This window comes from bacterium (assembly GCA_016708025.1).
Lineage (GTDB): Bacteria > Zixibacteria > MSB-5A5 > GN15 > FEB-12 > FEB-12.
In genome coordinates, this window is sequence record JADJGQ010000005.1 from 225309 (window position 1) to 238863 (window position 13555).

Here is a 13555-nt window from a genome sequence, read left to right on the forward strand (position 1 = left end):
TCTGCTGCTGACTGGAATAATAATCGTCATCTTGGGTTCCGTGAATTGAAGCGATAGAGTATCAACTTCGGCGACAGTTATGTCGCCCAAAGACGATTTCGTTACGGTTCGTATCTTGCTGAATCTGAATTCATGTACAAATTGCCACCAATTTTCAGCATCTGCACCTGTAACATTTTTGTATGCGTAAATGTCGGGCCTGAGCATCCAACCATCCATTAGGGGAATACATCTTCCTTGTGTTGGTAGGTACTCACGAGTTCGAGTAACTCCAAAACAACTGATTAACAAACAACTGAACATAGTCAACGCAACCACTGACAAGAATCTACAATTACTAGAATACACCGATAAATGCACCATTGTTGTACAGCCCTCCAATCCCATAGAGTGTCATAGCAGCAACTTTTTCCTGAGGCGCTAGAAAGTTCTCTGCGTTGTGCCCAATCATCCCGATTACTGACATAGCGTTTATACAGCCGTGAACTCGATATGCTCCATCTGTATCAATTGTTACCGCAAAGTCATTGGGGAATCGAAACCCGCTCACATGTTCAGATGGAATGATCGTCGCTCCAAATACCTTAATAGGCCCAACGTTTCCAAAGACATAATTCCTAACCTGCCTAATTCCTGACCAACTCAAAGGGTCAAAGATAGACATGTGGTTCTGGTATCTATCTCCGATTTCCGACAAGGTTTTGTAATCATCGTTGGAAATGCGGATACCTCCGTAGGTCTTTGTGTCACCCGCATTAATTGAAGCATCTTTTGGATAATCTTGATCGAATCCCTTTGTTGCCCCGTACTTGTCCTTTATACCAGATAGCCTTTGCCGGTCTTCTCTGGAAAGATGAACATAGCTCATCGCCTTGCTGTAATCACTTGCCGCCGCACCCCACCCGTTGACTGTGCCCAAATCAGAGATAAAGTCACCCTGAAGATCGGCCCATTTCCACCCCCCTCCCTTTGTAAGATTGAAACTGCCTATTCCAAAACTAGCCGTAACATCAGTACCATACATAATGCTGTTGCCGGCACCCTGAATGGTGCTTGAAGCAGCCATCCCCCCAATCTTAGTAACTGAGCCTAGCTGCGCTCCAAAAGTGCCGGCCACTGCACTCGTAACACCTCCTACCACGAGGTTGCGCAGCGCACCAGTGACTCCACCTTCTTTGAACCCTGCCTCAACGCCTTTCACCGTCGAATATGCTCTTAAGGCCCAGAATGCTGCAGCAAAAAACCAATTTCCGTCTTGGTCCACGCCCATGATAGGATTGTTTCCACCATACACATACCCGCTCGCAAATTGACTCGCTTTGTCAATCGACGCAAATTGGCCAAGTTCTGCATCATAATAGCGCGCGCCAAAATAGACATAATCAAATCCGCCATGCAGGTCGTGCTCTTTTCCTGAGAACTGATATGCACTCGGTTGGTTCCCCCAAGACTCAAGCATTTCACCGAACGGATAGTAATTATAGTACTCCGCCAAGTAGTACTCATTGCCCGCAGTCTGAGGTGGAACCCCTCTCATCAGTATCCGTGTCGAACCTACCTGATCGCTCAAGAAATAGTACAACTGGTTGCTGCTGTTCTGCACGTAATTCGCAATCCTCCCCGACGGCCCATTCACAAACAGGTCGACCACATTGTCGTTCTTGTCGAAGGTTGCCAGAAGCAACCCTCCGTCGTATAGGTAATAGGTCTCAGTGAGCGATGTTCGTGGACACTGACCCGGAGGAACGCTCCCATTAGCAACAACCCCACTGTCCAACTCTCCGCCGACTATCGATTGCTCGGACATCACCAACCCGGAGTCGCCTCCCATCACCATCCCTTCAATCACGATCCCGGTGTCGTCGTCGCACTGCACATAGTAGGTGTAACTGCTGGCCTTCTTGATCCGAAGTCCGGTCTCGTCATAGCCGAACCCCAACGCAACATTGGACCCGCCGGGTGTCGCCGGGGTCGCTGTCGAAGCAATTAATAAGTTACGATAATCGTAGGTCATACTCAAGACGCCGCGTGATGGATCCGAGATCAGATTCCCAAGCATGTCGTATGTCCGCGGTTGGCTTGAGCCGGTCATCGATATCAGCTTTGATGACCCAGGCGTGCTGGTACCGTACGTGTAATTAGTTACTGCTCCGCTTCCGGACACCATCTGTGTCCTATGCCCTAAAGCATTATACGTAAATTGTTGATCGAAAGTGGAGCCAAAGGACGTGTTATCCGCCTTGATTAACCAGCCAAGGTCGTTGTATTCATAGTACCAATCGTGGGTACGTATCGCACCATCAATGGAATTGGCTGTCGTGCTCCTCCGCACTCGCCCGTTGTAATACTTGATAGGATCAGATTCCGGGTGATATTCGAATGCAGTTGCGACGTGGTCAGCCGTGCCATTCCTCACAATAGAGACATCGCCGAGCTTATTCAGAAAATCGAGTCTGCCTTCTGGCTTGTACCTGTAGTCAAGTTGTTGGACAGTGTCATGTCTGGGAATGAGCGGCTCCTCAACAAATAAGTCGTATTTCCCAAGAAGTGTCCGCTTGTGGCTGCCGTCGGGATTGTAATAGTAGGTGGCGTAAGCCAAGGTATCAAGCGGTTCTCCAGACAGTACTCCTCGTTTAATAGATGCAATCCGTCCAACCTGGTCGTATTGATAGGTGAACACGCGCGCTGTGACTGCATTAGCCGAATCCGGGTACACCACAAGTTTCGCCAGTTTTCCGTCACGGGAGAAGTAGTGCTGAATCACTTTTCTCTTGGCCGTGCCAGCCTGGGGAAGTTTGACTACTGCCTGATCCCACTCACCGTTTGATGAGTAAGTGAAGTTCTTATAGTAGCTGCTGTCACTATTCTGAATACGGACAAGCTTACCCGGTGCAAGTAGGGTTGTATTGCCTGATTGATAATAGTCATAGGTCCACTTGTATGTTATGCGAATCGGAGTCGCCGGTTGCGTTGGGTCGTCGGCATGTGCTTGTGTGAAATATAGAGAGTCTGCTATGCCCTCCTCAATCTTGCGTCCAAGCGGGTCATACTTGAAATACACGGTCTGCAGGCTATCGCGTCGGCGCTGATTCTGCATGAAACGCAAATTTCCAGCGCGGTCATATAGCATTCTGATTGTTCCATAATCGACCTTCCAGGTAGCAGTATCCTGGCCTAGTGCGTTCTTAGCCGACCATCGAAGCGGTATCTCCGATGTTGTCGTCGCACGGGAAGTATCGACGAGAACTGAGTCCAGCCTCTGCGTCAACTTGCTGACAGTCTTCAGCGTGACGTTCCAGGTATCTTCGCCGATTCGATATGGTGTTATCTGTTTGGACCAGCGCCCCCACTGATCTGCATGAGCAATAGTCCTTAGTCCATCTGGATCAATGGTTTCTGAAATGCTATAAGGCCCACTCGGATCGGAATCTTCGCTCCCGGATGTTGCCGTGGATTGATGTGCAGACCCCAGCCGCAGGTCAGGACCGGATGCGCCTGATCTCACAACTTTCGAATCAGCATCTCTGGAGTAGGCGACCTCAGCGTATGGGTATCCCTCGCAATCGGGTCCTCGAGTTGAATCTCCATCATAGTAGGCGTTGACTTCCGTAATTGCTGTACTCCACGGAGAGAACGCGGCAACTCCTGTCTGGCCGACTGTGTCCACATACGGCAGGTAGGATTTCAGTACACGCCCACGCCCGTCATAAGTCTTGAGGCCGGCAACAATGGCTCTCTCCATACCCCTCACAGAATCCATCACACGATTCTGAAGCGTACGCCCGTAGGCGTCGAAGTAGGATATCGCTACAGAACGTACCTTCTGCTGATCGGTACCGGATGGGTTTGCGCGGTAAGAATATGCGGTCGTCTTAACCTGTGCAGGGGACGCCGGATCATATCCTTCCGGGGTATTGAAATTGACGCGTGCGTATGCATCGGCACCAACGTGGGAGGAACGGGCGACAATTCTAACCGTATCCCACTTAGCGACCTCAAACGTCCCAGTGGCTGTTTCAGAGCATTCGTCATCATATCCAGGGCATTCGATCTCCACCATTAAATCGTTGTTCCTGTATACCTTGCTCTTCGATTGTCTCGCTTTGGCATTAGCTTCTGTCCTCAGCGTGTAAGCGATTGCTTGAGCATACTCAATAATAACAACCTGGGAATCCAGTTCAACGTTAGATGCTTCCGCAATCCGCGATGCACTGCTTAGCGATGGAGTATAGTCCACACGAGACAATGAATCTCCATACGAATTGAATGTAGCCGCCTGACGATGCAGCTCATCATATGTAGTCGTAACCGGGAAATTACTTCCATTTGCTGTGGAAACAATGATACCTGTCTGTTCATCATAGACCGTACTGCTGACTGCTGTCTGAGCCGGATGGAACCGGAAATCATCGAATATGGCGTAGTCTCCTGTAGATGCGCTGCCGTCGTCAGCAAGTACCAATTGAAATCTTAGCTTATTAAAACACGTGTTGGATGTTCGCATCTGCTCACGAATATCAAAGCTCCCCTCAACACGTGTCCACTCTCCGCTTCCAACCTGAGATTGCGAGAATTGGAGGGATTTATACCCACCACTGCATGTTCCCGGCGGGGTAGCGTCATCCAGACACCAACAAAAAACTATGACCTCGTGATTGGTCTTTACCCAGCCCGAAAAGTAGTAAACGCTGTCCTGGAGCATGTCTCTCTGAATGATTCTTGATGGACCCCAGTTTTTCTCCCATGTGGCTGGGTTGTCAATTAGCTTAAATGCCATGCCCCCAGTATGTGCGTCTGTCACTAATTGATGATAATCTCCTGTCGCAATCGACCAACTGTCCCAGGAAGCAGGCTGTTCGAAATCCTGGTACAAGAACTGGCCGGGTTTGCATCCGACGGCGGCGGCCACTGGTCGATTTCCGGGCGCGTCGTACTTGGATGATGTGATTACTCCATTTGGTCCACAGGCTGCCACTACATTCCCTCGGATGTCGAAACTCTGATTGTCCGGCAAGAGAGAATCTGTATAGACGATGTCTGTTGGTGTCGGGAGGACGGTACGATATGTATAGTTCTTGGATGGCCGCCAGGAGCCGTTTTTGATAAAGTCGGTCCTGGACTTTGCCAGCAATGTGTCCTCACCATGATGTAAGGTGCGAGTCTGCTCCGCGATCTGAACGAGAGCATTGTCATTGATCATCGCGGGGTACTCGGCAAGGGTATAGGCTGGGACGACCTCGTCCAGAATATACGAATTGGTATCCACGTACTGTGTCTTGGTTCGGATAACCTGATTACTTAGCAAATCATACTCATATCTGACACGCGAAAAAAGACTGTCCTTGTACGTGTCTACCCTATCGAGTCTTACTCTATACACGTCGCTGGGATAGCCAGCTGGCGCATACAGCGAATGATAGGAATGCACCGAATCCAGCTTTCCTGACGTTGGCTCTGTGGCACCTACATAGCTGTATGTCAAATACTCAGTACCATCGAGCCGAAATGCACCGTTGTCAATGCCGTAGCGATCAGCCGACTTTAGATCTGGAAAGCTTCTTCCGTTATAGATGGAGTTGTCATAGAATCCTGATGTATCAATATCATTATAGAACATATGCACAGCATATCCGATTGAATCAAGACTGGTGCTCATCAAATGAGGAGTTGATTCTTTTACTTTGGCAAAACGAGGAGTGGTGACCGAGCGATCAAGGAGACCACCGTCGTAAGCGTATGTAGTGATAATTGGTTCTGGGTCGTTCACATATTGACGTGTTGTCACCGAACTTACAGCCAGAAACGGTGCATCACCTGAAAAGAGAGTGTCACACAATCTATGGACCTCAACATTATCGACAGCATTCGTGTAGTCCCACGGCCCGTCCGTTGTGTCACTCCATTGACGGGGAGCAATAAAGAACCCTTGCTCGTCTACCGAGTAATTGACCTTCAATGAATGCTTCATTGGGTCCTTGTTAAGTAGGAGCCTAGTGGCATTCTGTTCGCCAAACCTGAAAAGATCATAAATGTGTGCGTAAACCGCATCCCCACCGTGACGTAAGAAGGCCTTACTAGAGGACGCCACGCCGTCTTGCCCCCACCGGCCATTATTAATGTTCGTTCCGGTTTTTGAATCAAGCCATCCCTTACTACCTCCAATGAAATGTCTAGTTATTACTGTATCGTAGGTACCCTTGCCAGCGGTGGGACCGAACGTATACGCGAAATCCCCCAATGTAAGAGTCGCCTTTGTCATGTCCCATCCAGTGGAAGCAATATCAAAGATATACGTGAAACGACTTCCGGTCCAGCGATACATAGCGACTATTCCGGTGGACGAAAGACAATATGCCAGTCCTGCACCATTGGTCCACAGACCAGTCATCGCTTCTCCATCGTCATCTGGATCGTTGCCCGCCCATTGCCAATGCGTGGAAAAGCCCGTTGCTGCTGTTGATGGAACGAGAGCATCCAAGTGTGAACGTTTTCCATCATCTCGGACGTAGTTCCATACAACACCGTTGGTCTGTTCCGAGAGTGTTCTTGAACGCCATGGCGAATCCCCACCTATTGGTAGGAAGCTCGACCAGGACATGCCATTCCACTTATTCGCGTACAAGTACCTTGAACCCATGCAGCCAATGTAATCATGACCAATGAAGATGTTCCCTCGTATGTCATACTCGTATGCCGTGTTGACTTCAGCGGTTTCATAGGCGAAATTTCCATCCACAAACGAAGTACTATTCACATATTTGCCCCAATACAAGTAGGTATAGTGCCCCTCTTGAGAAGGTTCATTATCAATGTAGTGAGTACTCAGGTCAAAGAGCGACAGGATGACCATACTATTTCGCATCCGAACGCCGCACATTAGATAGTTGGTGCCATAGGTATCAGCAAAGTCATTGCTATGCCAACTTCCATAGTCCCATTGGAAGTATTTTGAAAGTCTGTGACGCGTGCCGGTTTCTCGCGACCAGGTCCCCAAAACCATGAGAAAGCAATCCTGTCCCGGGTAGATAAAGACTTGATAGCCACCGCGCGTATACGCATTTTCGATGGTATCCTGCTCCCAATATCCACCACGCCAACGAAGGGTAATCAACTCATTGTTATCCCCCGGTATTATCACAACCTGCCCTGGCAGGATACCGGGCCGGTCCTTTACTTCCGAACTACCACTAATAGTCAAGATGTGCCAATAACCATCCCAGATTGCGATCTTCCATTGATTGCTCCCGGAGGGATGCGTGATGCAAATTCCATCCGAATACCAGGCAGGCGCAGGTGCCTGAACTTCACTCAACAGCAGCGCATCTAGACGCGCAAAATTGTTCGCGGCAGGCACTTGATCGTAGCCGATCTCCTTGATTGCTCCTGAAGGATAGTAGATCTTGTGAATAGCGCCGAACGAAGCACTTTCTTCGTCGAGAAAGTATTCAATGTGAACCGGCGGCAGGCTTGCTGTGCTTCCGTCGGGAGTCCACCTCGTTATGGACGAGAGTAGGAGCTTCTCGAAGGGAGCCCCAAGATTTACCATTTTGCCAGCGTTCAGGTAGGTGTATTCAAGTTTCAGTTTTTGAGCCACGATGCCGGCTGCACTCTTTTCGACCAGCATATCGCATTTTTTTGAAAAGAAAATCTCGTAATTGTTGTAGCCTAGCACAGTGTCGGCATCCTGCCTGGCTGAGTAAGAGAGTTCAAGTGTTCTGCCGTCATCAGATTGGACGGTAGAAAGGTACGAAGCCGATACATACTGATGCGCTGAATTCGCAATGGTGCCATTGGAATACCCCACCGTAAGATAACGGAGGTCGCGCAGATAGCTGAATGCCACCCAGTGAAGGCTGTCTGGGTCGTGAATCACCTTCAGATCCCATTGCGTTGGATAGATTTTGTCGTCAGTGGTAATCCCATTCCCCACAAACGTGCCATAACACAGAATATTGCGGGTCGCATTCCAGCTTGCTGGTGTCGCAGTACCATCACCGTACCTGTAGATAGTGCCATCCTCACGCTTAATAATCCACCCAATGACGCACGGTACACCGTCGATGGTTGCAGCTACTCTGGTAATAGCCCAGGGGTCGCCGGATTCCGGCAAATAACTGTTGGCGACTCCGTCCTTTTCCTTAAGTCCGACAACAGTGTTGTCGAGAATCAAACGATAGTCGTCATCGCTGATGTCCACGGTTCCTCTGTGGTCAGCAACAATGCTCTGCCCACCTAACGTGAACCCTAAACCAAAGGGTGAGGCTTGTGCGCGGTAGTTCTCCTGTTTAGCCTGAGCGAAAACATTTCCATTATAGTCGAGCGAAAGCGACGCACCATATCCGTCTCGGCCAGGAAGTGACAAAAGTGGAAACGATTCGACGTGTTGTCCCGTATATAAGTTCACCGATTTACTGATAATTCCGGAATTTTTAGGATCGCTCCAAAGTGAGGCTCCAGCACCGGATGACTTGACCACACTAGTAGTCGCGCTCTGGCTCCCTCGACCGGTCTGGACATCCCCGCCCGGGTCATATGCAAAAACAACACAAGGCCATATGACAAAGGCGACGGTCAGAAAAACTCCCCGGACCAACAGTTTTTGCGACTTCACGATACCTCCGGAATATGAATATAAATGTGCGTACTGACGTTCTGATTGCGAAATACATTCATCGGCACCCATGTGTGCGGTAATCAAAATCTGATGTCACGTAATGCTATTTCAGCAGTAACGATTTTCGTCCCAAATACTGACCATTGTATTGCAGTTGGTAAAAATACACGCCGGAGGCTTCCGGTCTATTGTCTTTGCCCTTGCCATCCCAGACGATTTTGTGCGAACCAGCCTCGAATCGTCCATCCGTCAGCGTTTTGATTTTTCTGCCAAGAATATTATAGACAACTAGTTCGATGTGGACTGCCCTCGGCAGATCGAATTGAATGACAGTCTCTCCATTGAACGGATTCGGGTAGTTTTGGTGAAGGACGAAGGTCGTCGGCAACGATTGGTCTTCTTCGACTTCTACATCGGTTATTTGATCGCCCACTATGGCGATATAGGCATCTGTATTGTAATCGGTGACCCCCTGAAAAGTACTGTCCAGCGGGTTGACCATCGGGAATCCGCCGAGGTAATTGGTCCCCACTATGTAGACGGTTCCGTTTTTGTCAACGACAATCGAGCCTGCACTATCAATCCCAGAGCCACCGAGAAACGAACAATATTCCACACCTCGGCCCATTGGGGAAAACTTGGTGAGCGTCGCTTCTGGTGAATAAACACCCTCCCAATGCTCGTTGAATGAGTCGAATGCATTCTTGAGTGGGTATCTTGGGCCGGTAAATGCACCAAGCACGTAAATATTACCCGAACCGTCCACCGTAATATCCTCAAGTACGTCGCCACTATACTCCCAGTCCCCCCAGTAAGTCGAGAATTGAAGATCACCGTTCGGCCCCACGATACTCACCACTCCGTCATGATAGTGGCTTACACTGGGATCCAGCGGATTAAGCAATGGATACCCACCTTCAAACACTGAGCCAGCCACATATATGCGACCCTGAGTATCTAATTCCATGGCCTCCAGACTAGTGCCGTTGTCGCCGCTTATGTAGGTGCTGAATACCACACTGTCAAAGCCAGGGGAAAACTTCGTTATGTAGCCTGCATTACCATCCCCTTTGATTGAATCAAACGCGTTCTTGAACGGAAACTGAACAGAGAACCTATCCGGCATTGTCTTGCCAGAAAGGATTATGTTCCCATCAAGATCGACAGCCACTTTTGTTCTGTCACTTCCACAAGCAAAATAGCTGCTATAGATAAGTGAGTCGCCTGTGGGCGGCAATTCTACAATAAAACCGTAGCTGTACCAACCGGAATATCTTTGAAAGGCGTCTCGTGTAACCACGAAGTTATCCGAGAAGGTAAATCCGGAAGCATATACATGGCCATTCGGACCAATCGCGATCCCAGTCACCGAGTCTCGTCTGCTATTCCCCAAAAAAGTAGCGAACTCTATTTCAGTACCGGCCGGGTTCAATTTAAGGACGAAACCGTCAACATCCGTCCCCTTGATCGGTTGGGCGGCTGATATGGATGGTAGATCGTACGATTGAGTGCCGCCACCGACCACCGGCTCGCCGGCTGGCGTGACGGCAACTTCATTACTTACATCGGAGCCGCTCCCGCCGTAGAAAGTACTGTAGAGGTAGTCTTGGCAATTGGGGGAGAACTTCGTGATGTAGCCATCCCAATCAACGTCTTTGATCTCGTCGATTGCCAGTCGGACTGGAAAGTCTGCCGAACTGGTCTTCCCTGTGGTGTAGACGTTTCCCGATGAATCCAGGCCAATTCCGTATCCATAATCATCCGCACTCCCTCCCCAATAGCTAGAGAAAGTCAGGAAGGGGTCAATCACAATCGCAAGCTCAGTAGATACGTCCGGCAGAGCAAAGCCAAAGGACTTGCCCTCGACTACGTACGAACACTCTATTTGTCTATTGGATGGCAAGGCGAACACGGATGCGGCTTTCTGCGTGATCCGCCCCCAATCAGTGGCCACGACCAGTTCGCCGTCACGACCAGTGAAAAGAGAATCAATCCCTTCATAGTGTATTCTGATCGCCAGTGGATCGGCCTCAGGCGCGATCACAAAATCGTATTCCAAATGGCCGTTCTGGAAGTAATAGCGCAGGTCAACACCCGCATAAATAGACTTGTATCGAATTGACTTGTAGGTTGGAGTATGCCGCACCCACTTGCTGGAGTCGTTGCTCAGGAAGTAATTGCAGTAATAGGGAGACTGGTCCTCTCCTATAACTTCAGCGACACTATTGCCTCCAGCAAAATCCTCGTGCACCAGACGGGTAAGCTGTTCCCCGGGCAACCGTAGCGAATCCTCGGTCTTTCGAAAGAACTGATAGTAGATTCCGGCCTTGGCGAACCAGACCGAGGCACCGTTAACTTTGGATTGGAACAGAATCGAATCCGGCCACTGTCCGCAGTTCTGGATGAAGACGTTAGGGCTAATAGGCTTAAGTTGGATATCAGGATATGCAAATGCAAGGGAGGCTGCACAGAGGATCACAGTGGTTAGAACCCCAAGTGACGGGCCAAGACCAAGGATTTTTCGACCAAACCGCACGCCTACAAGCATATGCTTGTAACCCCCGTAATTGCGTAGATAAGAAGCCCCTCCCACCTAGATGTGTCTGCGCGATCGAACTTGTAGTCAGCTAGGCAGAGCGGAGACTGATTAGTTGCTTGGAATGTCGATAATGCAATCTCATTTGTCAAGTGAAAAGATCAAGTCAGGGAAATTCGAGGGTCTGTGACCTATCGGCACCGTGGCCTTGTCATACTGTGTGAAGAAACACACGCCAGCCATTTCCTGACTCTCACAATCACATGCCTGTGGTACTGAATAGGGTTTTCAGGGGTGAAGGCGGTTACTGCCGAATACAGGATTTGTCCTTGCAGGTCTCGCTTATGCTGCTCTTATCAAGCGTCCACCCAACCTTAATGCCCGGAATCTCCCATACTGCTCTCTTGCATGACTTCACTCCGTGGACCGGACCAATCTGAGTTAGGGAACTCAACAGGAATGTCTGTGTGTAGTTCACGCAGAACTCCTGCCCGGTATTCAGATAATCGATGGCGTCGAGGTATTATGTGAAGTAAGGCGCCACCAATTCGGGAATTGAGAATACGCTTTCGCGAATCAGCGGTACATGCAAAGAGAACGTGGACTGCTTGAAACGACGTCTCGCGCTTCAATTGCCTGCTACATTCAGCATGCGTCCACCGTTCTTGCACTGAGAATCAAGAGCAGTTTCCAAGGGTAGGTTGGATCGACCATTTCCCCCGTCGCAGACAGCACCGGCCCCTCGACCAACAACCCAAGACAATTCAAGTTGTCGAAGAAACAAGCGATGGTCGTAAAATTCAATTGCTGAGAGGTAAATGCGATGATCGTTATTCTTCATATGTTATTCAGTGAGGGGCATACCCACGAACAAGCTTCAAGCAGCATTCTCCTCCTTGAATGGGCCGAGCATAGGTAACTCTGACAACACTGTTATGGATTTGCGCGCCCGAGTCAGCCCGACATACAGGTTTCTCAAGTCCATGGTGTCTGCATTGAGCAACAACACGTGATCATATTCAAGTCCCTTGACTAGTACGGTCCTCGAGATTAATCGGAGCCTCTCTTGACGGCCAATTGTGCGCGTGATGTTTCGGACCGCCCAGGCCGCTCTTCCTAGGTCTGGATCATCGCTATTCTTGGCAAACTCAACGGAACGTAGCATCTCGGACCAGAGTTCCTCTCGATAGACATTAGTTTCGGGACAGTATCTGAGTTGGACAAGCAGGTCTTTGACCCTGGCTATCGAGTTACTATCGATGATTCCCGCTACGGCCGCATAGAGTTTGCCGTGCTTCTGCCCTGTATCCCGAGGCATCCTACCAGACTTCAATGCCCTCTCGAGAGTCGTGGTCGACTTAGACAAGTTTCTCATCCAGATTTTCGCAAAACTTACGCATGAAAGGACTCGTTCAGCACCGGTCCTAGCCTGAATCAGTTTCGCATATTTGAGAAGATCAGGGCATTCAATCGCCTCCATAGACTTGTATTTGCCACCGAGCACACAGGCCATTTTGTGACATTCAGCGGGCCATTGAAGCAGGGCTACAACAGATTCTCGATGAATTCCAAGATGTTCATAACACACACGCCTTTGCTCTTCGATGGAAATGTGTTTCCAGATAACTGGAGCACGCTCGAGGCTTATAGCTCGTTTTGCTAGCAATTCCCTACGCACTATTGTAAGCCATTTGCCAAGCTGCTCATTTTCGCCACTCCAACGCCACGGAGTCTCCAGCTCTGGGAGCTTTTCAAAATTCGCCAGGATGTCCCGGTCCCAATCGACGGACTCACCGGCAAATCCAAAGATACTTTGGAGGGGGTCGCCTAGAATGCGGCAGGGGAGTATTTCAGCAAGAGACATTATGAATCGATGCTGTGGGACAGTACAATCCTGGTACTCATCAACAAAGATACCTCCAAAAGAGTTGGTAAGTACCTTTTGGATTGCCGGCAATTTTGAGACTGACTCAGCAGCGGGATTGAGCCTGCTCCACTCTTCATCTGTTTCCGGTGCACCCGTGATAAGTCCTGATGTCATAGGGTAGCTAGTCGCCAATTTCAATGACCAGCCTGCGATTGTCTCAATGGTGTACTGCGATTTGGCAACACCTAGGGCATGAAGTCGACGACGCAGGGCGGCCACACCCGCGTGAGTGTGTGTCAGTATCAGCTGCGGCTTACTGGAGGTCATTGCAACTGCTTGTGCGATTGCGTGAGTCTTCCCGCATCCTGCCGGTGCTACCAGAACAGCTCGTTTCGCTTGGGCTTGTCGCTCAAATACCTTTCGATCACTCATACATCCACTTTGACACAACTCGCAACGTTCGGCCGAGCGGAGTTTCTTCAATCTGCTGGTAGCATATGCCGATCAATTTACCGAGTTCTTCTCCTCGATAAATATC

At 49.6% G+C, this 13555-nt stretch carries 3 protein-coding genes; all 3 read right to left on the bottom strand.

All coding sequences use genetic code 11. The annotated features are described in order from the left end of the window. Window positions 1–337 precede the first annotated feature (337 nt). The 3 genes from IPH75_16060 to IPH75_16070 all read right to left on the bottom strand — a co-directional run bounded on the left by IPH75_16060 (window position 338) and on the right by IPH75_16070 (window position 13449). Window positions 338–8611 carry a hypothetical protein gene (locus tag IPH75_16060; GenBank protein MBK7143577.1) on the bottom strand — a complete coding sequence of 2758 codons (8274 nt, stop codon included), beginning with the start codon at window positions 8609–8611 and terminating at the stop codon, window positions 338–340. 106 nt (window positions 8612–8717) lie between these two features. Beyond that, complete coding sequence (locus IPH75_16065; GenBank protein ID MBK7143578.1) at window positions 8718–11093, bottom strand: SBBP repeat-containing protein; 2376 nt, start codon at window positions 11091–11093, stop codon at window positions 8718–8720. A gap of 934 nt (window positions 11094–12027) precedes the next feature. Next, the gene (locus IPH75_16070; GenBank protein MBK7143579.1) at window positions 12028–13449 is read right to left on the bottom strand and encodes an AAA family ATPase; all 1422 of its coding nucleotides are present in this window, start codon (window positions 13447–13449) and stop codon (window positions 12028–12030) included. Window positions 13450–13555: the final 106 nt, after the last annotated feature.

Bases quoted from the DNA above. Each gene is read 5' to 3' on its own strand.
- IPH75_16070 (MBK7143579.1), bottom strand. From the start codon at position 13,449: ATGAGTGATCGAAAGGTATTTGAGCGACAAGCCCAAGCGAAACGAGCT.